Genomic DNA, 20,427 nt, shown 5'->3' with positions numbered 1-20,427 from the left:
GGGGTAATACTCGCCGGTATTACCCCGACTTTCCCGAGATCAACGACGAGGAGGGGGCGCGCGCCCTGGGCGGGGTCGCCGATGGCGCCGCAGTGGTCGCACCTCTCACAAAGACGCGGCTGAAAGCTCCACCACTCCAGCGGACACGACCGTCCGGACCGCGAGAGGCGCGGCGCCCGGCCGGGGGCCGTGAGCGGGGCACCGGCCGTGCCGTCGCCGCCGTCTCCCCGGGCCACGGGCGACCCGGCGCCCGACCAGCGGCACCGCGGACCGCCGTGCCGTGTCGTCGCCGCCCTCCCCCTGCACCCCGACGGCCCGCCGCCCGGCAGGCAAGCCGGAGCGGGGCACCGGCCGGCCCGTTGCCGCTGCTCGTCGCCGGTAGTGCGAGAGGCCTGGTGGTCGACCGGTGGCCCAGGGGGTCCGCCTCGCTTCTTCGTCGTCGCTCATCTGCCTTGACCTGCGCTGCCCCGGCGCCCGGCCGGTGGCCATGAGTAGGGGTGCTGTCGAGTGGCGGGCGCTGGGGCAGGGGGCCGCCGCCCGAAAAACAAGCACGCGTGCTTGTTTTTCGGGCGGGTGCGTGGCACGCTCGTCGGCATGGGTGAGACCGGCGCCACACCGATCCGGATCGGGAACGCCTCCGGGTTCTACGGGGACCGCTTCTCCGCGGTCCGGGAGATGCTCGACGGCGGGCCGCTCGACGTGCTGACCGGGGACTACCTCGCCGAGCTCACCATGCTCATCCTCGGGCGGGACCGGCTCGGGGACCCCTCCCTCGGCTACGCCCGGACCTTCCTGCGGCAGATGGAGGAGTGCCTGGGCACCGCCGCCGACCGCGGGGTGGCGGTGGTCGCCAACGCCGGGGGCCTCAACCCCGCCGGGCTCGCCGACCGGCTGCGCGAGCTCGCCCGCAGGCTCGGCCTGGACGTGCGCATCGCCCGCGTCGACGGCGACGACCTGCTGCCCCGCGCCGCCGAGCTCGGCCTCGGCTCCCCGCTCACCGCCAACGCCTACCTCGGTGCCTTCGGCATCGCCGAATGCCTGCGCGCCGGCGCCGACGTCGTGGTCACCGGCCGGGTCACCGACGCCTCCCTGGCCGTCGGCCCCGCCGCCGCGCGCTTCGGGTGGTCACCGACCGACCACGACGCCCTGGCCGGGGCCGTCGTCGCCGGGCACATCATCGAGTGCGGCGCCCAGGCCACCGGCGGCAACTACCCCTTCTTCACCGAACTGGAGGCCCAGGGGCACGACCTGACCCGCCCCGGCTTCCCCGTCGCCGAGGTGCACGCCGACGGGTCCTCGGTCATCACCAAGCACCCCGGGGCCGGCGGCGCCGTCACCACCGGAACGGTCACCGCCCAGCTCCTCTACGAGGTCGCCGGCGCCCGCTACCCCAACCCCGACGCCACCGCCCGCCTCGACACCGTCCGCCTCACCGCGGACGGCCCCGACCGGGTGCGCGTGCACGGGGTGCGCGGAGAGGCGCCCCCGCCGGGCCTCAAGGTCGGCATGAACCACGTGGACGGGTTCCGCAACGACCTCACCCTGGTGCTCACCGGCCTGGACGTCGCCGCCAAGGCCGAGCTCACCGAGCGGCAGCTGCGCGCGGCCCTGCGCGGGCGCGAGCCCCGCAGGCTGGAGTTCCGGCTCGGCCCGCCCGCCGACCCCGACGCCCCCGACCAGGACGGCGCCTCGGTCCCGCTGCGGATCACCGCCGCCGACCCCGACCGTGCCAAGGTCGGCCGCCGCTTCGCCAAGACCGCCGTGGAACTGGCGCTGGCGGGCGTCCCCGGCTTCCACGCCACCGCCCCGCCCGGCGACGCCCGGCCCGACGGGGTCGCCTTCACCGCCGCCACCGTCCCCGCCGCCGAGGCCGCGCACACCGCCGTCCTGCCCGACGGGACCCGCCGGCCCGTGCCGCCGCCGCCCCGGACCTCCGGGCTCGCCCCCGTCGCCGAGCCCGCACCGCCGCCCCCGCCCGAGGCGGGCCCGGTGCGCCGCGCCCCGCTCGGCCTGGTCGCCGGGGCCCGCAGCGGCGACAAGGGCGCCGACGCCAACGTCGGCGTCTGGGCCCGCACCGACCGGGCCTGGCCCTGGCTCGTGCACACCCTCACCGCCGAGGAGTTCGCCCGGCTGCTGCCCGAGACCGCGCCGCTGACCGTCACCCGCCACGTGCTGCCCGGCCTGCGCGCCCTGAACTTCGTCGTCGAGGGCCTGCTCGGCGGCGGCGCGGGCAGCCGCGCCCGCTCCGACCCGCAGGCCAAGGCGCTCGGCGAGTGGCTGCGCGGGCGCCACCTCGACATCCCGGAGGCCCTGCTGCCGTGACCGCCCTGCGCTCCCGCCTCGACCCCGCCGCCCCCTCCTACACGGCCGCCCGCGCGGCCATGCTCTCCAAGCTCGACGAGATCGCCGCCGAACACGCCAAGGCCCTGGCCGGGGGCGGCCCCAAGTACGCCGAGCGGCACCGCTCCCGCGGCAAGCTCCTGGTGCGCGAGCGCATCGAGCTGCTGCTCGACGCGGACGCGCCGTTCCTGGAGCTGTCCCCGCTGGCCGCCTGGGGCAGCGACTACCCGGTGGGCGCCAGCGTGGTCACCGGCATCGGCGTCGTCGAGGGCGTGGAGTGCGTGGTGGTGGCCAACGACCCCACCGTGCGCGGCGGCGCCAGCAACCCCTGGACCGGCCGCAAGACCATGCGGGCGATGGAGATCGCCGAGCAGAACCGGATGCCGCTGGTCAACCTGGTGGAGTCCGGCGGGGCCGACCTGCCGAGCCAGAGCGAGATCTTCATCCCCGGCGGGCGGCTCTTCCGCGACCTGACCCGGCTCTCGGCCGCCGGGATCCCCACCATCGCCCTGGTCTTCGGCAACTCCACGGCCGGCGGCGCGTACGTGCCGGGCATGAGCGACCACGTGGTCATGGTGCGCGAACGCTCCAAGGTCTTCCTCGGCGGGCCGCCGCTGGTCGAGATGGCCACCGGCGAGAAGAGCGACGACGAGTCCCTGGGCGGCGCCGAGATGCACGCCCGGGTGTCCGGGCTCGCCGACCACCTGGCCGATGACGAGCACGACGCGCTGCGCATCGGCCGCCGCATCGTCGCCCGGCTCAACCACCGCAAGGCCGGCCCCGCGCCCGCGCCCGCCGCCGACCCGCTGCACGACCCCGAGGAGCTCGCCGGGATCGTCCCCGACGACCTGCGCACCCCCTTCGACCCGCGCGAGGTGCTGGCCCGCATCCTCGACGCCTCGGAGTTCGACGAGTTCAAGCCCGCCTACGGGGCCAGCCTCGTCACCGGCTGGGGCCGCCTGCACGGCCACCCGGTCGGGGTGCTCGCCAACGCCCAGGGGGTCCTGTTCAGCGAGGAGTCGCAGAAGGCCGCCCAGTTCATCCAGCTGGCCGACCGGGCCGACACGCCCCTGCTGTTCCTGCACAACACCACCGGGTACATGGTCGGCCGCGAATACGAGCAGGGCGGCATCATCAAGCACGGCGCCATGATGATCAACGCGGTCTCCAACAGCACCGTGCCGCACCTGTCGGTGCTCATGGGCGCCTCCTACGGCGCCGGCCACTACGGCATGTGCGGCAGGGCCTACGACCCCCGCTTCCTGTTCTCCTGGCCCAGCGCCAAGTCGGCGGTGATGGGCCCCAAGCAGCTGGCCGGGGTGCTGTCGATCGTCGCCCGCGCCTCCGCCGCCGCCAAGGGCCGCGCCTACTCCGACGCCGACGACGCGGCCATGCGCGAGGCGGTCGAGCGGCAGATCGAGGCCGAGTCGCTGCCGCTGTTCCTGTCCGGCCGGGTCTACGACGACGGGGTGATCGACCCCCGCGACACCCGCACCGTCCTGGGCCTGTGCCTGTCGGCCGTGCACAACGCCCCCGTCCGCGGCGCCGACGGCTTCGGCGTCTTCCGGATGTGAGCGCCGCGAGCGCGGCGGAGGCGACGATGGGAGGAGCCCGCAGATGATCGGCACCGTACTGGTCGCCAACCGCGGCGAGATCGCCCGCAGGGCCATGCGCACCTGCCGGGACATGGGCCTGGGCACGGTCGCGGTGTACGCGGCCGCCGACGCCGGCGCGCCGCACGTGCGCGAGGCCGACGCCGCGGTGCCGCTGGAGGGCGGGGGCGCCGCCGCCTACCTGCGCCCCGAGGCCCTGGTGGAGGCGGCCGAGCGGGCCGGCGCGGACGCGGTGCACCCCGGCTACGGCTTCCTGTCCGAGAGCGCCGCCTTCGCCCGCGCCGTCGTCAAGGCCGGCCTGACCTGGATCGGCCCGCCGGCCGAGGCGATCGAGGCGATGGGGTCCAAGACCGCGGCCAAGGCGCTGGCCGAGCGCGCCGGGGTGCCGGTCTCCGCCGCCCTGGACCCCGGACGGGTCACCGCCGGCGACCTGCCGGTGCTGGTGAAGGCCTCCGCGGGCGGGGGCGGCCGGGGCATGCGGATCGTGCGGGACCTGGTCGGCCTGGAGGCGGCGGCCGAGTCCGCCCGGGCCGAGGCGGCCGCCGCCTTCGGCGACCCGGCCGTGTTCTGCGAGCCCTACGTCGAACACGGGCGCCACGTGGAGGTGCAGGTCCTGGCCGACGCGCACGGCACGGTGTGGGCGGTGGGCGACCGCGACTGCTCGGTGCAGCGGCGCCACCAGAAGGTGGTCGAGGAGGCGCCCGCGCCCGGCCTGGACCCCGCCCTGCGCGAGCGGCTGCACGAGGCGGCCCGGCGGATGGCCGGCGCCATCGGCTACACCGGCGCCGGGACGGCCGAGTTCCTCGTCGGCGCCGACGGCACCCCCGCCTTCCTGGAGATGAACACCCGGCTCCAGGTGGAGCACCCCGTCACCGAGTGCGTCACCGGGCTGGACCTGGTGGAGTGGCAGCTGCGCATCGCCGAGGGGGAGGCGCTGCCGCCGGAGGGGCCGCCCGCCCCGCGCGGGCACGCCGTCCAGGCGCGGCTGTACGCCGAGGACCCGGCGGCCGGCTGGCGGCCGCACAGCGGCACCGTGGCCCGCTTCGACGTCCCGGCGGCGCGGGCGCGCTTCACGGTGCCCGACGGCTTCGGCGTGCGGGTGGACTCCGGGGTGGAGGAGGGCACCCGGGTCGGGGTGGAGTTCGACCCGATGCTGGCCAAGGTCATCGCCTGGGGGCGGAACCGGGACGACGCGCTGCGCCGCCTGTCCGCGGCGCTGGCCGGGGCGCGCCTGCACGGGGTGGGCGCCAACCGGGACCTGCTGGTGCGGGTGCTGCGCCACCCGGTGTTCACCGCCGGGGACATGCACATCCGCTTCCTGGCCGAGCAGGGGCTCGACGACCACGGCACCGGCGGGCGCACAGCGCAGGGCCGCCCTCCCGAACTGGCCCTTCCGCTGGCCGACGAGCGCGCGGTGCGGCTGTCGGCGCTGGCCGCGGCCCTGGCGGAGGCCGAGCGCAACCGGGAGCGGGCGCCGGTGCTGGGCGGCCTGCCGGCCGGGTGGCGCAACCTGCCCTCGGCGCCGCACACCCGCCGCTACCGGGGGCCCTCCGGCGAGGAGGTCGAGGCGGCCTACGCCTCCGGACGCGGCGGACCGGTGCCGGTGCCGGTCGGGGACACGGGCCGGGTGGTGCTGCGCGGTGCCGCGCCCGACCGGGTGGAACTGCTGGTCGACGGCGTCCTGCGGGCGTTCGAGGTCGCCCGCGGCGCCGGCGCCGTGTACGTGGACTCCGTGCTGGGGCCGGTGGCGCTGGAGCCGCTGGACCGCTTCCCCGAGCGGGAGGCGGCGCACACCCCGGGCACCCTGCTGGCGCCCATGCCGGGCACGGTGACGCGGGTCGCCGCCTGTGCAGGAGAGCGGGTGGAGGAGGGGCGGCCGCTGCTGTGGCTGGAGGCGATGAAGATGGAGCACGAGATCAGCGCCCCGGTCTCCGGGACGGTGTCCGAGGTGGCGGCGGAGGGCGCCCGCACCGACACCGGGACGGTCCTGGCCGTCGTCGAGCCCGACGGCCCTCCGGACCCGCAGGAACGGGCATGAGTGCTCCGGCTCGGAGGGCGGTCCTGACGCCGTCTCCGTCGTCGAAGGGGCCACCGCCGTCCGGGGAGCGCGCGCCGGCCGCGGTGCCCTCGGGAGCGGTGTACCGCCTCTGCTTACGGGAGGCCCCGGGGCCGGTGGGCGTCCCCTCCCCGTTCCCCCCCTCGTGCGGCGGCGACTCCGTTCGTGCAGGCCGGCGTGGACAGGGGGTCGGGCGTCGGCGGGGCCGCACGGCTTCCGGACCGGCCCTGCCCTGTGGTTTCGGGCTTCGGACCATTGCCGCGCACCGGGTGTGCGGCGGTGGTCCAGCGACGCGCACGGTCCCGGCCGGCGGAGGCGGCCGGAACCGGGGCCGCCCGGCGCGCTCGGGCGGCCCCGTGCCCCGCCCCGGCAGGCGGGGGACCGCGCTCCGCGCCTCCTCCCGGGGGCCCCGCGCCGCCCCGGGTGGGCCGGAAACCGCGGGGTGGGAACGAACCCGGGAACACCTCCGCCCCCGGCCGCGCGAACCCCGGCGACCCCTCGCCCCCTCGACCCAGTGAAGGGCCCAGCATGCGATTCACCGAATCCGACGAGCGCCTCGCCCTGCGCGAGGCCGTCCGCTCCTTCGCCTCCTCCTACGGCGGCGACTACTACCGCGCCAAGGCCCGCGAGGGCGCCTACCTGACCGAGCTGTGGGCCGAGGCGGGCAAGCTCGGCTACCTCGGGGTCAACCTCCCCGAGGAGTTCGGCGGCGGAGGCGGCGGCATCGGCGACCTGGCCGCCGTGCTCGAGGAGTTCTCCGCGGCCGGCTGCCCCACCCTGATGACGGTGGTCTCGCCCGCCATCTGCGGGACCGTCCTGGCCCGCTTCGGCACCCCCGAGCAGCGCCGGCGCTGGCTGCCGGGCATCGCCTCCGGCGAGAGCATCCTCGCCTTCGCCATCACCGAGCCCGACGCCGGCTCCAACGCGCACAACATCACCACCACCGCGCGCCCGGACGGCGACGGGTGGGTGCTCTCCGGCCGCAAGACCTTCATCTCCGGTGTGGACGTCGCCGACGCGGTCTTCGTCGTCGGCCGCATGGAGGACACCGCGACCGGGCGGCTCGCCCCGGCCCTGTTCATGGTCCCCACCGACGCCCCCGGGTTCGAGGCGCGCCGCATCGAGATGGACCTGGTCAGCCCCGACCACCAGTTCGCCCTGTTCATGGACGGGGTCCGGCTCCCCGCCGACGCCCTGGTCGGCGACCCCGGGAGCGGGCTGATGCAGCTGTTCGCCGGGCTCAACCCCGAGCGGATCATGGCCGCCTCGCTGGCCACCGGCTCGGCCCTGCACGCCCTGGAGCGCGCGGTGGGCTACGCCTCCCAGCGCGAGGTGTGGGGCCGCCCCATCGGCGCCCACCAGGGACTGTCCCACCCCCTGGCCCAGGTCAAGGTGGAGGTCGAACTGGCCCGCCTGATGACGCAGAAGGCCGCCGCCCTCTACGACGCCGGGGACGACGCGGGCGCGGGCGAGGCCGCCAACATGGCCAAGTACGCGGCCGGGGAGGCCTCGGCCCGGGCCGTGGACCAGGCGGTGCAGACCCTCGGCGGCAACGGGCTGGCCACCGAGTACGGGCTGGGGGCCGCCGTCACCGCCTCCCGGCTGGGCCGGATCGCGCCGGTCAGCCGGGAGATGGTGCTCAACTACGTCGCCCAGCACTCCCTCGGCCTGCCGAAGTCGTACTGACCCGGAGCCGCGGGCCCGCCGCCGCGCGTGTTCCGCGGAGCGCCGCACTGCCGTTAGGTTGGCGGCGACGCGACCAGGGGGGACGGAGCACATGGGGACCGTGCGCGGGGCGGAGCGGGGCGGGGAGCGCGAACCGCGCCAGGAGCGCAGCAGGGCCACCCGGCGCCGCCTGCTGGAGGCCGCCGTGGCGTGCCTGGCGGACCGGGGCGTGGCCGGGACGACGGTGGGCGCGGTCGCCGAGCGGGCCGGGGTGTCCCGCGGCGCCGCCCAGCACCACTTCCGCACCCGCGAGGACCTGTTCACCGCCGCGCTGCGGCACATGAGCGACACCCGCATGGCCGACCTGCGCGAGAGCGCCGAACGGCTGCCGAGCGGCCCCGGGCGCACCGAGGCCGTGGTGGAGATGCTGGTCGACGCCTACTGCGGGCCGGTGTTCTCGGCCGCGCTGCAGCTGTGGGCGTCGGCCGCCAGCGATCCCGCGCTGCGCGCGTCGGTCATCCCGCTGGAGGAGCACGTCGGACGGGAGGCGCACCGGGCGGCGGTGGAGGTGCTGGGCGCCGACGAGTCCGCCCCCGGGGTGCGCGAGACCGTGCAGGCGACCCTGGACATGGGGCGCGGCCTGGGCCTGGCCGCCCTGCTCACCGACGACACGGCGCGCCGCCGGCGCATCGTCGGCCAGTGGGCCCGCATCCTCGACCGCGAACTGGCGGAGCGGACCCGCTGAGCCTCCCGGGTCAGTTGCCGGGGACCATCGGCGGCATCGGGGCCGGCGGAGGCACCAGCAGGTACGCCCCCGCCGCGGCCAGGACGGCCAGCACCGCGACGATGAGCACGCCCCCGCACAGCCAGCGCGTCCAGGAACGGGTCTCGGAGGAGGACGCCGAGAGCGCCCCGACGGCGAGGACGGCCGCCAGCAGTGCGGGCACCGCGTCGCCCAGGGCCAGGGCCTTGAGCGCGCCCTCCTGGGACGTGGCCGTCACGCTCGCGACGACCTCCACGACGCGGGTGCCCGCGAACGACGCCAGCAGGGACAGCAGTGAGGCGATGCCGAACGCCTCGGGGGTCAGCACGCTCGCGAATCGGCTGCGGGGCTTGGTCCGCTGCTCCTCCTCCTGCTCTCCGTCCTGGACCTCGGCGGTGGCCTCCCCCTCCGGGGCCTGTGCGACCTCTCCATAGGCGCCCTGGTGCGGTTCCGTCTCGTCAGGGGTGGAGGCGGGCGCGAAGTCCGGCCCGGGCCGGACTTCGTCCGCGCGGTCGTCGTCGCGGGGGGCCGCGGCCCCTCCGTCTTCTGGAGTGGTAGTCATTGCGCGCCAACCTACCCGCGCCGCCGCCCTGCCGACGACGTCCGCCGCGCCATGGGCGAAACGAGGCGTCCGGATGGGGTTCCGATGACCCCTGGGCATCCATAGTCGGAATGACGACTGGGTAGTGGCACCCAGCGGTCCGACGCCGCGCGCGATCGACGAGGGGATGCGATGACCACCACAGAACCCCGGGTACGGGACTCCCTCACGCAGGACGAGGTCCGGCAGGTCGACATGTACTGGCGGGCCGCCAACTACCTGTCCGTCGGCCAGATCTACCTCCTCGACAACCCCCTGCTGCGGGAGCCCCTGCGCCCCGAGCACATCAAGCCCCGCCTGCTGGGCCACTGGGGCACCACCCCGGGGCTGAACTTCGTCTACGCGCACCTGCAGCGCCAGGTGACCAAGCGCGGGACCGACATGATGTGGCTGATGGGCCCGGGCCACGGCGGCCCCTCAGGGGTGGCGACGGCCTGGCTCGACGGCACCTACTCCGAGGTCTACCCGGAGGTCACCCAGGACGCCGAGGGCATGCGGAAGCTCTTCCGCCAGTTCTCCTTCCCCGGCGGGGTGCCCTCGCACTACGCACCGGAGACCCCCGGGTCCATCCACGAGGGCGGCGAACTGGGCTACGTCCTCTCGCACGCCTACGGGGCGGTCTTCGACACCCCCGGCCTGGTCGCCGCCGCGGTGGTCGGCGACGGCGAGGCCGAGACCGGGCCGCTCGCCAACAGCTGGCTGTCGAACAAGTTCGTCAACCCCGTCACCGACGGGGCGGTCCTGCCCGTCCTGCACCTGAACGGCTACAAGATCGCCGGGCCGACGGTGCTGGCGCGCATGCCCGAGAGCGAGCTGGCCTCTCTCCTGGAGGGGTACGGCCACCGGCCCTTCTTCGTCGCCGGAGACGACCCGGACGTGATGCACCGGGAGATGGCCGGGGTGCTCGACACGGTCCTGGACGAGATCACCGGCCTGCAGGAGCGGGCGCGCTCGGGCGGCGACCGGGGCGACCCCAAATGGCCGATGATCGTGCTGCGCACCCCCAAGGGGTGGACGGGCCCGTCCGAGGTCGACGGCCTGCCGGTGGAGGGCACGTGGCGCTCCCACCAGGTCCCGCTGGCCCGGATGCGGGAGAACCCCGAGCACCTCAGGATGCTGGAGGAGTGGATGCGCTCCTACCGGCCCGAGGAGCTGTTCGACTCCGACGGGGCGCCGGTGGGGGAGGCCGTCCGCCTCGTCCCCGAGGGGCCGCTGCGCATCAGCGCCAACCCGCGCGCCAACGGCGGCCTGCTGCTCAAGGACCTGACCCTGCCCGACTTCCGGGACTACGCCGTGGAGGTGCCCGAGCCGGGCGCGGTCAAGCACGAGGCCACCCGGGTCCTGGGCACGCTGCTGCGCGACGTCATCCGCCTCAACCCCGACGACTTCCGCATCTTCGGCCCCGACGAGACCGCCTCCAACCGGCTCGCCGCGGTCTTCGAGGCCACCGACCGGACCTGGAACGAGGGGCTGCTGCCCACCGACGAGGACATGGCCCCCGACGGGCGGGTCATGGAGGTGCTCAGCGAGCACCTGTGCCAGGGCTGGCTGGAGGGCTACCTGCTCACCGGGCGGCACGGGCTGTTCAACAGCTACGAGGCCTTCATCCACATCGTCGACTCGATGTTCAACCAGCACGCCAAGTGGCTCAAGACCACCCGCACCATCCCCTGGCGGCGCCCCATCGCCTCGCTGAACTACCTGCTCAGCTCGCACGTGTGGCGCCAGGACCACAACGGCTTCAGCCACCAGGACCCCGGCTTCATCGACCACGTCGTCAACAAGAAGCCCGAGATCATCCGGGTCTACCTGCCGCCGGACACCAACACCCTGCTCGCCACCGCCGACCACTGCCTGCGCCTGCGCGACACGGTCAACGTCATGATCGCCGGCAAGCAGCCCGGACTGAGCTACCTGGACATGGACCAGGCGCAGGCGCACTGCATCCGCGGCCTGGGCATCTGGGGGTGGGCCAGCTCCGACGACGGCGAGGAGCCCGACGTGGTGCTGGCCTGCGCCGGGGACGTGCCCACCATGGAGGCGCTGGCCGCCGCCGACCTGCTCCGCACCCACCTGCCGCAGCTGAAGGTACGGCTGGTCAACGTGGTGGACCTGATGCGGCTGCAGCCCGCCGAGGAGCACCCGCACGGCATCACCGACCGCGAGTTCGACGCGCTGTTCACCACCGACAAGCCGATCATCTTCGCCTTCCACGGCTACCCGTGGCTCATCCACCGCCTGACCTACCGGCGCCGGGGCCACGACAACCTGCACGTGCGCGGCTACATCGAGGAGGGCACGACCACCACCCCCTTCGACATGGTCATGCTCAACCACCTGGACCGCTACCACCTGGTCATGGACGTCATCGACCACGTCCCGGGGCTGGCCGTGCGCGCGGCCCACCTCAAGCAGCAGATGGACGATGCGCGGCTGCGCTGCCGCGCCTACACTCGCGAGCACGGCGACGACGCGCCCGAGGTCCGCGACTGGACGTGGCGGGGGTGAGGGGCGCGGCACGCGCGGAAGGGCGGTCCGTATGCAGGTCCTGATCGTCAACACCGGGTCGAGCAGCGTGAAGCTGGCGGTCCTGGGGACGGGCGACGAGCAGCTGGGCAGCAGCACCCTGGAGCTGCGCGAGGGCGCGGTCACCGCCGAGCAGCTGGAGGCCGCGCTGGCGGAGCTGCCGCGGGTGGACGCGGTCGGCCACCGGGTGGTGCACGGCGGCGAGGAGTTCCGCGACCCCGTGGTGCTGGACGACCGGGTGGTGGAGCGCATCCGGTCGGTGGCGGTGCTGGCGCCGCTGCACGTGCCCAAGGCGCTGGCGGGCATCGAGGCCGCCCGCAAGGTCCTGCCCGACACCCCGCACGTGGCCTGCTTCGACACGGCCTTCCACGCGACGCTGCCGCCCGAGGCCTTCACCTACGCCATCCCCCAGGGGTGGGGGCTGCGCAGGTACGGCTTCCACGGGCTCTCGCACTCCTACGCGACCCGGCGCAGCGCCGAGCTGCTGGGCCGCGCGCCGGGACGGCTGGTGGTGGCCCACCTGGGGGCGGGGGCGTCGCTGTCGGCGGTGCGCGACGGGCGCTGCCTGGACACCACCATGGGGTTCACCCCGACCGAGGGCCTGGTCATGGCCACGCGCAGCGGCGACGTGGACCCGGGGCTGGTGCTGTGGCTGCTGCAGTACGGGGGGATGGCCCCCGACGAGGTGGCCGGCGGGCTGGACCGCGGCGGCGGGCTGGCGGGGCTGACCGGGGACTCCGACATGCGGCGCGTGATGGACCGGGTCGAGGCCGGCGACCCGGCGGCGCGTCTGGGGCTGGGGGTCTACCTGCACCGGCTGCGCGCCAAGATCGGGGCGATGGCGGCCTCCCTGAACGGGCTGGACACGCTGGTCTTCACCGGGGGCGTGGGCGAGCACCAGCCCGCGGTCCGCTCCGGGGCCGCCGAGGGGCTGGCGTTCCTCGGCGTGGCCCTGGACGCCGCCGCCAACGAGGAGGCGCACACCGACACCGACGTCACCGCCCCGGGGGCGACCGTGCGCACCCTGGTCCTCACCGCCAGGGAGGACCTGGAGATCTCCGCCGAGGTACGGCGCACCCTGGCGCCCTGACGTCCGGAGGAGGGCTCACGGGGGCCGGGCACGAAGACCTTGTGGGTTCCGACCCTGCGCCAGATGACATGCGGCTTGCCAGGGATCTTCCCCCGGCCGTATTCCCATGTAGCCCTTCCGTCAGGGGCCCATGTCACCTCGAAGGCGCCTGGCGCCCCTTGAACGCGCTTGACGCGCAGACCAGGACGGAACTCGCCCTTGTCGACATCCGGTGCGAACTCGTTCCTGACGATGTGCCGGAAACGGCGGTGCTGCGCTTCGCTCAGTCGTTTGAGGTCGGCGCGGAACTTCGGGGGAACGGCGAACGTGGCCAGGGCTCAGCGCTCCTTGTCCAGGGCGTCGAACATCGAGTCCACGTCGTCGTACTCCTCGACATCGCCCTCCGCGATCTGAGCGCTTGCTTCGCACTCGCCTTCCTGCCAGGAGTTCTCCCAGAACCAGGCCTGGTCCGCGGGAACCACGGTCATCCCGCGAAGGACGACCTCTCCGTCCGCGTCGATGGCGAACTCGACTTCATCCCCTCCCGGATGTGGAGGGCCTCTGCCACATCGCGTGGCAGAGTCACCTGGTTCTTCCGCCGCATGACGGCGCGGATCCGCCTGAGAGACCGACGGTTCGACCGACCGTGCTTCGCGCTCATCGATCCACTCCCCCCGATCTCTGAGGCATGCATCGGAGTGTAGGAAAGTTCAACTATCCGACTCGGCGTTGATCTGGGCCGCCTGGCGCTCGGCCTCCGCGCCCAGGGCGATGGGGGCGGCCAGCCACTCGTCGGGCAGGCCGAAGGCGTCCACCAGGGTGCGCGCGTGCGGGCGCAGGTCGGCGCAGAGCTCGTCCACGGCCTTGACCACCGCCTTGGCCCGGGTCCCGGACAGGCGCTCGTGCTCCAGGAACCAGGCGCGGTCCTCCTCGACCACCGAGAGCACGTACAGGTCGCACACCTTCTCCAGCAGCCGCCGCGCCCCGGCGTCGGAGCAGCGGTCGATCCCGGCGACGAACGCCTCCAGCACCACCCGGTCCACGTGCACCCGCGCCGCCCGCAGCAGGTGGTCCTGGGCCTGGTTGAAGGCGTCGAAGGCCGAGCGCCCGTCGCCCCCGCCGGCCCGGCGCAGCCGCCGCGCCAGCCCCGCCACCGTGTGCTCCTCGCGGTCCTCCAGCAGCCGCAGCTGCCACCCGCGGTCCCGCAGCTCGTCGGCGTCCCCGCGGCCCGGCGCCGCGCTGACCAGGCGCTCGATCAGCGACCGGGCGGCGGTGCGCTCGATCACCCCCTCCAGCACCTGGCCGGCGGCGAAGCGCACCATGCCCGCGGTGTCCAGGTCGCCGAAGGCGTCCCGGTAGTCGGTCAGCAGCGCCTTGGCCAGCAGCTGCAGCAGCACCGTGTTGTCGCCCTCGAAGGTGGTGAACACGTCCACGTCCGCGCGCAGCTGCGGCAGGCGGTTGGCGGCCAGGTAGCCCGCGCCGCCGCAGGCCTCCCGGCAGTCCTGCACCGTGTCCAGGGCGTGCCAGGTGGCCACCGCCTTCAGCCCGGCGGCGCGCGACTCCAGCTCGCGCCGGCCGTGCTCGTCCAGCGGGCGCTCGCCGGTCTGCGCGTCGTGCAGCGACGCCACCAGCTCCTGCTGGGCGAAGTGCAGGGCGTAGGTGCGGGCCAGGGCGGGCAGCAGCCGGCGCTGGTAGGCGCGGTAGTCCAGCAGCGGCACCTCCTCCGAGGCCGATCCCGGCCGGGTGAACTGGCGCCGCGCCTCCCCGTAGCGCACCGCGATCGCCAGCGCCGCCTTGGCGGCGGTGCCCGCCCCGCCGGCCACGCTGACCCGGCCCCGCACCAGCGTCCCGAGCATGGTGAAGAACCGGCGCGAGGGGTCGGCGATGGGGCTGGAGTAGGTGCCGTCCTCGGCGACCGCGCCGTACCGGCTCAGCAGCGCCGAGCGTGGCACCCGCACCCGGTCGAAGGTGAGGCGGCCGTTGTCGACGCCGTTCAGCCCGGCCTTGGGGCCGCAGTCCCCGATCGCCACCCCGGGCAGCGGCCGCCCGTCGGCGTCCCGGATCGGCACCAGCAGGGCGTGCACCCCGTGGTCCTCGCCGCGCGTGCGCAGCCGGGCGAAGACCACCGCCGCGCGCCCGTCCCGGGCGGCGTTGCCGATGTAGTCCTTGCGGGCCGCCTCGTCGGGGGTGTGCACCGTGAACATGCCCGAGCCGGGGTCGTAGTCGGCGGTGGTGCGCAGCCGCTGCACGTCGGACCCGTGCCCGGTCTCGGTCATCGCGAAGCAGCCGGGCACCTCCAGGCCGATCACCCCGGGCAGGTGCTCGGCGCGCTGGCCGTCGGAGCCCAGCGCGTGGATCGCGCCGCCGAACAGCCCCCACTGCACGCCGACCTTGACCATCAGCGACATGTCGGCCACGAGCATCTCGAAGGCCGTGCACGAGGCCCCCAGGTCGTCGGCGCCGCCGACCTCGGCGGGGAAGCCGTAGCCGGGGACCTCGGTGCGGGCGAGCGCCGCCAGCTGGTCGGCGACCCGGGCGCGGTGCTCCTCCACCGACAGCCCGGCGACGGGGGCGAACCGCTCGCCCCGCACGTGCGTCCGGACGGCGTCCCGGACCCGGCCCCACCGCCCGTCGAGCAGGGCGCGCAGGGCCTGCTCGGTGCCCTCCTGCGGGTGCTGCTCCGCCTTCTCGGCATCGGTCATCGTCACCAGGCCCCCATCCGGCTCCGCGCTCCCGGCCGTCCTACCACGGGCGGGGCCGGGCGCACCCGCCCGACACGCGTGCATTGCGGGGGAAGGCGGTGAGATCGGGTGATCTCGGGAAGGGACGTGTGGAGAGAGGAACGCGCGGATCGGGGGAACATGACGGCCGAAACCCTTCCCGGTGTGCGGGACGCGCTGCCCACCGACGTCGCCGCGATGGTCGCCCTGGGCGGGCGCGTGCCCGGCGCAGAGCCCGTCGAGGCGCGCCGCGCCCGGCTCGGGGCGCTGGTGTCCGACCCCGGCGCGGTGGTGCTGGTGGCCACGGACGAGGAGGTCGTGCAGGGGTTCCTGGCGGCGGCGGTGGGCGACCCCGCGCCGGTGCACGGGGGCGCGGGCCCGGTGGGCTACGTCGACGACCTCGCGGTGGGGGAGGGCTTCGACTGGTGGCGGGTGGGCGGCGCCCTCATCGCCCGGGCCCGGGAGCGCCTGAAGGGGGCGGGGGCCGTGCGGATGATCGTCACCACGGGCGGCGGCGACCCGGTCAAGCAGGCGTTCCTGTGGAGGTCCGGCCTGACCCTGGTCACCGAGTCCTACGAGCAGCCCCTTCCCTGAGCGCCGGCACCGCCGTCGACTCCCGTCCCGTCGGCCGAGCGCGGCCACGGCGGCCGTATCGGTCCCGGGGGTCCCATTTCCCCCGAGGTTTCCCACATTTGAAGATCGAAGAGGTTCGATGCGCGGGATCGCCGGGCATGTGAGGTCGGTGCGTGTTCGATTGGAGTGAGCGATGACCCGACTCACCGAGAGCGACGTCCACGAGTACATCCGCGGGATCTGCTTCAAGAACGGCCCCCCGGGCCTGGTCGGGGTCGAGGCCGAATGGCTGGTCACCGACCCCGACGCCCCCGACCGCCCCGTCCCCCTCGACCGTGTGGCCGCGCTCCTGGACGAGGCCGGGCCGCCGCCGGCCGGAAGCGCCGTCACCTTCGAACCCGGAGGGCAGCTGGAGCTGAGCTCGCCGCCCCTCCCCGGCCCCGCCGCCGCGCACAGCGCCGCCGCCGCCGACCTCGCCCACGTGGAGAAGCCGCTCACCGACGCAGGCCTGTGCCTGCAGGGCGTCGGCCTGGACCCCCGCCGCCCGCCGCGGCGCCAGCTCACCCTCCCCCGCTACACCGCCATGGAGCGCTTCTTCGACCGCCACGGGCCCAGCGGGCGGACCATGATGTGCAGCACCGCCTCCCTGCAGGTGTGCCTGGACATCGGCGCCGACACCGCCGACGCGGCCCGCCGCTGGCGCCGGGTGCACCGCCTGGGCCCGGTGCTCACCGCCGCCTTCGCCAACTCCCCGCTGTGGCGCGGGCGGCCCACCGGATGGCGTTCGGCCCGCTGGGCGGTGTGGGCCGGGATCGACGCCGGCCGCACCCGCCCCGTCGGCGGCGACGACCCCGCGGCCGCCTGGGCCGAGTACGCCCTCAGCGCCCGCCTGATGACCATCCGCACCCCCGGCGGGCACTGGCACGGCGGCGCGGGCATGGCCTTCGCCGAGTGGATGCGCCGCTGCCGCCCCCGCCCGCCCGACCACGACGACCTCGCCTACCACCTGAGCACCCTGTTCCCTCCGGTACGCCCGCGCGGGTGGCTGGAACTGCGCATGATCGACGCCCTGCCCGCGCCCTGGTGGCCGGTGCCCGCCGCCGTCGCCTCCGCCCTGGTGGACGACGCCCGCGCCGCCGACGCCGCCGACCAGGCCCTGGACGAGCTGCACGGGGACGGCGCCGAACCCGCCCGCCGCACCTGGCTGGCGGCCGCCCGGGACGCCGTGGCCGACCCCGCCCTGGGCCGGGCCGCCCGGCGCTGCCTGGAGGCCGCCGCCGCGGCCCTGCCCCGGATGGGGGCGGCCCGGCTCGCCGAGGCGGTCGACGCCTACCGCGACCGCTACACCGAACGGGGCCGCTGCCCCGCCGACGACGCGACCCCCGGAGGGGACCGATGACCACCGATGCCGAGCAGGACCGGGTGCGCGAGCGCATCGCCGCCGAGCTGGAGGCGGTGCGGCGGCGCAGCGAGGGGCTGACCGTGCACGCCCTGGAGGACGAGGAGCTGCTGTCCCAGCACTCGCCCCTGATGTCGCCGCTGGTGTGGGACTACGCCCACGTCGGCAACTACGAGGAGCAGTGGCTGCTGCGCGCCGCCGCGGGGCGCGAGGCGCTGCGCCCCGACATCGACGTGCTCTACGACGCCTTCGAGAACGCCCGCGCCGACCGGGTGGAGCTGCCGCTGCTGCGCCCCGAGGAGGCGCGCGCCTACAACGCCCGCGTCCGCCGCGGGGTGCTCGACTCCCTGGAGCGGGTGCCGCTGGAGGAGGGCGCCGGACTGGGCGCCGGCGGGTTCGTCTACAACATGGTGATCCAGCACGAGCACCAGCACGACGAGACCATGCTCGCCACCCACCAGCTGCGCACGGGCGACCCGGTGCTGCCGGACGGCGCCCCGGACGCGCCCGACGCGGTGCCGCCCGGCCCCGAAGAGGTGCTGGTCCCCGCGGGGCCGTTCACCATGGGCACCACCGCCGACCCGTGGGCCTACGACAACGAGCGCCCCGCGCACACCGTGCACCTGCCCGCCTACCGGATCGGCGCGCGGCCGGTGTCCAACGCCGAGCACATGGCCTTCATCGACGCCGGGGGCTATGACGACCCCCGCTGGTGGACCGGGGAGGGCTGGAACTGGCGCCGGGAGCGGGGCGCGGCCGCCCCGGCGTTCTGGTTCCGCGACGGCGGCCGGTGGATGCGGCGCCGGTTCGGCCGCATCGAGCCCGTCCCTGCCGAGGAGCCGGTGCAGCACGTGAGCTTCCACGAGGCCCAGGCGCACGCGCGCTGGGCGGGCGCACGGCTGCCCACCGAGGCCGAGTGGGAGAAGGCCGCGCGCTGGGACCCCGCCACCGGGCGCTCCCGCCGCTTCCCCTGGGGAGAGGAGGACCCCGACGAGCGCCACGCCAACCTGGGGCAGCGCCGGCTGCGGCCCTCGGCCGCCGGGGCCTTCCCCGAGGGGGCGTCCCCGCTCGGGGTGCGCCAGCTCATCGGCGACGTGTGGGAGTGGACCTCGACCGTCTTCCACGGCTACCCCGGCTTCACCGCCTTCCCCTACCGGGAGTACTCCGAGGTGTTCTTCGACGACGGCTACCGGGTGCTGCGCGGCGGCTCGTGGGCGACCGACCCCACCGCGACCCGGGGCACCTTCCGCAACTGGGACCACCCGGTCCGCCGGCAGATCTTCAGCGGGTTCCGGCTGGCGCGCGACGCCGCACCGGACGAGGGCGGGGTGGGCGCCTGATGTGCCGCCACATGGCCTACCTGGGGCCGCCCTCCACCCTGCACCGGCTGCTCTACCGGCCGGAGCACGCGCTGCACCGCCAGTCCTACGCCCCGCGCGAGCAGCGGCACGGCACGGTCAACGCCGACGGGTTCGGCGTGGGCTGGTATCCGCCGGACGGCGGGGAGCCGCTGCGCTACCGCCGGGCGATGCCGATCTGGGCCGACTCCTCCTTCGCGGACGCCGCGCGGGCGATCACCGCCGGGTGCCTGGTGGCGGCCGTGCGCGACGCCACCCCGGGGTTCGGCTCGGACGAGTCCTGCGCCCAGCCCTTCCGCGCCGACGGCCTGCTGTTCAGCCACAACGGCGCGGCCGAGGACGACGAGGCGCTGGCGGCCGCGCTCGGGGCGCCCGCCCCGGCCGGGGCCCTGGACGCCCGCACGCCCGTGGACTCGGCGCCCCTGTTCGCGCACACCGTGCGGCTGCGCCGGCAGGGCGCGGGGCTGGGGGAGGCGCTGGCGGCCACGGCGCTGGCGGCGCTGGAGGTGTCGCCGGGCCGGTACAACCTGCTGGCCAGTGACGGGCACGCCATCGCGGCGACGGCCCTGGGCGACACCCTGTACGTGCGGGCGCAGGCCGGCGGCGCCGTCATCGCCTCCGAACCGCTGGACGACACCCGGGAATGGCACAGGGTTCCGGAGTGTTCCCTGGTCATCGCCGACTCCGAAGGGATCCGAACCACCGCCCTCGCCGCACCGGCGGCCCGCGGGCGACGCGAGGAGGGGGACGCGCAATGGTCCGCACCGACCGCCACCTGACCGACGACGACCTGTCCAAGGCGCTCCGCCGGGACGTGGCCGAAGGGCTGGCCGAGGCGCCCAAGGCCCTGCCGCCCAAGTGGTTCTACGACGAGCGCGGCAGCGGGCTGTTCGAGGAGATCACCCGGCTTCCCGAGTACTACCCGACCCGGGCCGAGAGCGCGATCCTTCGCGAGCGGGCGGGGGAGGCCGTCCGCGCCTCCGGGGCCGACACCCTGGTCGAGCTCGGCGCGGGGTCGGGGGAGAAGACCCGGCTGCTGCTGGGGGCCCTGACCGAGCGGGGCGGCCCCGCCGGGTTCGTGCCCGTCGACGTCAGCGGCGACTTCCTGGAGGAGGCGGCCGGCCGCATCGCCGCGGACCACCCGGGCCTGCGGGTGCACGCGGTGGTCGCCGACTTCGAGCGCCACCTGCCGCTGCTGCCCGGCGGGGGGCGGCGCATGGTGGCGATGCTCGGGTCGACCATCGGCAACCAGACGCCCGGGCACCGCGCGGGCTTCCTGAGCGACCTGCGCGGCACCATGGAGGAGGGCGAGAGCCTGCTCCTGGGGGCGGACCTGGTCAAGGACCCGGGCCGGCTGGTCGCCGCCTACGACGACGCGCGGGGCGTGACGGCCGAGTTCAACCGCAACGTGCTGCGGGTGATCGACCGGGAGCTGGGCGCCGACTTCGACCCCGGGCTGTTCGAGCACGTGGCGGTGTGGGACCCCGAGAACGAGTGGATCGAGATGCGCCTGCGCTCCCGCACCGCCCACCGCGTGCGGGTGGAGGCGCTGGACATGGAGGTCTCCTTCGCGGAAGGGGAGGAGATGCGCACCGAGATCTCCGCCAAGTTCCGCAAGGAGGGGCTCAAGGCGGAGCTGGCGGCGGCCGGGTTCGCCCTCGAACACTGGTGGACCGACCCGGCCGGGGACTTCGCCCTCCTGCTGGCACGGGCCTGAACGGCGGGCCCGGGGCGGGCCCGGAGG

15 protein-coding genes are annotated in these 20,427 nt (G+C 75.4%); 12 read left to right on the top strand and 3 right to left on the bottom strand.

Annotation, left to right across the window (positions count from 1 at the left end; translation table 11 throughout):
* Positions 1-594: 594 nt before the first annotated feature.
* The 5 genes from C892_RS0110500 to C892_RS0110480 all read left to right on the top strand — a co-directional run bounded on the left by C892_RS0110500 (position 595) and on the right by C892_RS0110480 (position 8,419).
* A complete protein-coding gene (locus tag C892_RS0110500; protein WP_017557143.1) occupies positions 595-2,322 on the top strand; it encodes an acyclic terpene utilization AtuA family protein in 1,728 nt (575 codons plus the stop codon).
* Complete coding sequence (locus C892_RS0110495; RefSeq protein WP_017536794.1) at positions 2,319-3,914, top strand: acyl-CoA carboxylase subunit beta; 1,596 nt, start codon at positions 2,319-2,321, stop codon at positions 3,912-3,914. Before C892_RS0110500 ends, C892_RS0110495 begins: the two co-directional genes overlap by 4 nt.
* 43 nt (positions 3,915-3,957) lie before the next feature.
* Positions 3,958-5,991 (top strand): ATP-binding protein, encoded by a 2,034-nt coding sequence (locus tag C892_RS0110490; RefSeq protein ID WP_017557142.1) that lies wholly within the window; start codon positions 3,958-3,960, stop codon positions 5,989-5,991.
* A gap of 546 nt (positions 5,992-6,537) precedes the next feature.
* Complete coding sequence (locus C892_RS0110485) at positions 6,538-7,695, top strand: acyl-CoA dehydrogenase family protein (RefSeq protein ID WP_017557141.1); 1,158 nt, start codon at positions 6,538-6,540, stop codon at positions 7,693-7,695.
* 91 nt (positions 7,696-7,786) lie between these two features.
* Positions 7,787-8,419: a TetR/AcrR family transcriptional regulator gene (locus C892_RS0110480; protein ID WP_017557140.1), complete on the top strand. Its 633-nt coding sequence runs from the start codon at positions 7,787-7,789 to the stop codon at positions 8,417-8,419.
* Between the two features lie 10 nt (positions 8,420-8,429).
* Here the strand turns inward: C892_RS0110480 and C892_RS0110475 are convergent, their stop codons facing one another.
* On the bottom strand, positions 8,430-8,999 hold the full coding sequence (locus C892_RS0110475; protein WP_017557139.1) for a hypothetical protein: 570 nt from the start codon (positions 8,997-8,999) through the stop codon (positions 8,430-8,432).
* Positions 9,000-9,170: 171 nt separating this feature from the next.
* Between C892_RS0110475 and C892_RS0110470 the strand changes: the two genes are divergently transcribed.
* Both C892_RS0110470 and C892_RS0110465 read left to right on the top strand, forming a co-directional pair.
* Positions 9,171-11,546 (top strand): phosphoketolase family protein, encoded by a 2,376-nt coding sequence (locus tag C892_RS0110470; RefSeq protein WP_017557138.1) that lies wholly within the window; start codon positions 9,171-9,173, stop codon positions 11,544-11,546.
* Between the two features lie 31 nt (positions 11,547-11,577).
* The gene (locus tag C892_RS0110465; protein WP_017557137.1) at positions 11,578-12,654 is read left to right on the top strand and encodes an acetate/propionate family kinase; all 1,077 of its coding nucleotides are present in this window, start codon (positions 11,578-11,580) and stop codon (positions 12,652-12,654) included.
* A gap of 317 nt (positions 12,655-12,971) precedes the next feature.
* On the opposite strand, the gene C892_RS32175 is transcribed toward C892_RS0110465, so the two are convergent.
* Entirely contained in the window at positions 12,972-13,121 is a 150-nt protein-coding gene (locus C892_RS32175; RefSeq protein ID WP_017557136.1) for a hypothetical protein, read from the bottom strand.
* Between the two features lie 222 nt (positions 13,122-13,343).
* Positions 13,344-15,335, bottom strand: a complete 1,992-nt coding sequence (locus tag C892_RS0110455) for an acyl-CoA dehydrogenase family protein (RefSeq protein WP_017557135.1) — start codon at positions 15,333-15,335, stop codon at positions 13,344-13,346.
* Positions 15,336-15,494: 159 nt separating this feature from the next.
* On the opposite strand from C892_RS0110455, the gene C892_RS0110450 reads away from it, so the two are divergent.
* The 5 genes from C892_RS0110450 to egtD all read left to right on the top strand — a co-directional run bounded on the left by C892_RS0110450 (position 15,495) and on the right by egtD (position 20,400).
* A complete protein-coding gene (locus tag C892_RS0110450; protein ID WP_017557134.1) occupies positions 15,495-15,947 on the top strand; it encodes a GNAT family N-acetyltransferase in 453 nt (150 codons plus the stop codon).
* A gap of 172 nt (positions 15,948-16,119) precedes the next feature.
* Complete coding sequence (egtA, locus tag C892_RS0110445; protein WP_017557133.1) at positions 16,120-17,325, top strand: ergothioneine biosynthesis glutamate--cysteine ligase EgtA; 1,206 nt, start codon at positions 16,120-16,122, stop codon at positions 17,323-17,325.
* Positions 17,322-18,665, top strand: coding sequence for an ergothioneine biosynthesis protein EgtB (egtB, locus tag C892_RS0110440; RefSeq protein ID WP_017557132.1), 1,344 nt, complete (start codon positions 17,322-17,324; stop codon positions 18,663-18,665). The genes egtA and egtB overlap by 4 nt, the downstream gene beginning before the upstream one ends.
* A complete protein-coding gene (egtC, locus tag C892_RS0110435) occupies positions 18,665-19,462 on the top strand; it encodes an ergothioneine biosynthesis protein EgtC (RefSeq protein WP_017557131.1) in 798 nt (265 codons plus the stop codon). The genes egtB and egtC overlap by 1 nt, the downstream gene beginning before the upstream one ends.
* Positions 19,438-20,400, top strand: a complete 963-nt coding sequence (egtD, locus tag C892_RS0110430; protein ID WP_017536781.1) for an L-histidine N(alpha)-methyltransferase — start codon at positions 19,438-19,440, stop codon at positions 20,398-20,400. Before egtC ends, egtD begins: the two co-directional genes overlap by 25 nt.
* The last annotated feature ends 27 nt before the right edge of the window (positions 20,401-20,427 follow it).

The sequence above is a fragment of the Nocardiopsis baichengensis YIM 90130 genome (assembly GCF_000341205.1).
Classification (GTDB): Bacteria; Actinomycetota; Actinomycetes; order Streptosporangiales; family Streptosporangiaceae; genus Nocardiopsis_A; species Nocardiopsis_A halophila.
The sequence above is the reverse complement of the archived record's forward strand: the minus strand, read 5'-3'. Positions and strand labels throughout refer to the sequence as shown.

Excerpts from the sequence above, each read along its gene's own strand:
- C892_RS0110465 (WP_017557137.1), top strand. The coding sequence starts at position 11,578 with ATGCAGGTCCTGATCGTCAACACCGGGTCGAGCAGCGTGAAGCTGGCG.
- C892_RS0110480 (WP_017557140.1), top strand. The coding sequence starts at position 7,787 with ATGGGGACCGTGCGCGGGGCGGAGCGGGGCGGGGAGCGCGAACCGCGC.
- egtB (WP_017557132.1), top strand. The coding sequence starts at position 17,322 with ATGACCACCGATGCCGAGCAGGACCGGGTGCGCGAGCGCATCGCCGCC.
- C892_RS0110485 (WP_017557141.1), top strand. The coding sequence starts at position 6,538 with ATGCGATTCACCGAATCCGACGAGCGCCTCGCCCTGCGCGAGGCCGTC.
- C892_RS0110455 (WP_017557135.1), bottom strand. The coding sequence starts at position 15,335 with ATGACCGATGCCGAGAAGGCGGAGCAGCACCCGCAGGAGGGCACCGAG.
- C892_RS0110475 (WP_017557139.1), bottom strand. The coding sequence starts at position 8,999 with ATGACTACCACTCCAGAAGACGGAGGGGCCGCGGCCCCCCGCGACGAC.
- C892_RS32175 (WP_017557136.1), bottom strand. The coding sequence starts at position 13,121 with ATGACCGTGGTTCCCGCGGACCAGGCCTGGTTCTGGGAGAACTCCTGG.
- C892_RS0110490 (WP_017557142.1), top strand. The coding sequence starts at position 3,958 with ATGATCGGCACCGTACTGGTCGCCAACCGCGGCGAGATCGCCCGCAGG.
- C892_RS0110500 (WP_017557143.1), top strand. The coding sequence starts at position 595 with ATGGGTGAGACCGGCGCCACACCGATCCGGATCGGGAACGCCTCCGGG.
- C892_RS0110470 (WP_017557138.1), top strand. The coding sequence starts at position 9,171 with ATGACCACCACAGAACCCCGGGTACGGGACTCCCTCACGCAGGACGAG.
- C892_RS0110450 (WP_017557134.1), top strand. The coding sequence starts at position 15,495 with ATGACGGCCGAAACCCTTCCCGGTGTGCGGGACGCGCTGCCCACCGAC.
- egtA (WP_017557133.1), top strand. The coding sequence starts at position 16,120 with ATGACCCGACTCACCGAGAGCGACGTCCACGAGTACATCCGCGGGATC.
- egtC (WP_017557131.1), top strand. The coding sequence starts at position 18,665 with ATGTGCCGCCACATGGCCTACCTGGGGCCGCCCTCCACCCTGCACCGG.
- egtD (WP_017536781.1), top strand. The coding sequence starts at position 19,438 with ATGGTCCGCACCGACCGCCACCTGACCGACGACGACCTGTCCAAGGCG.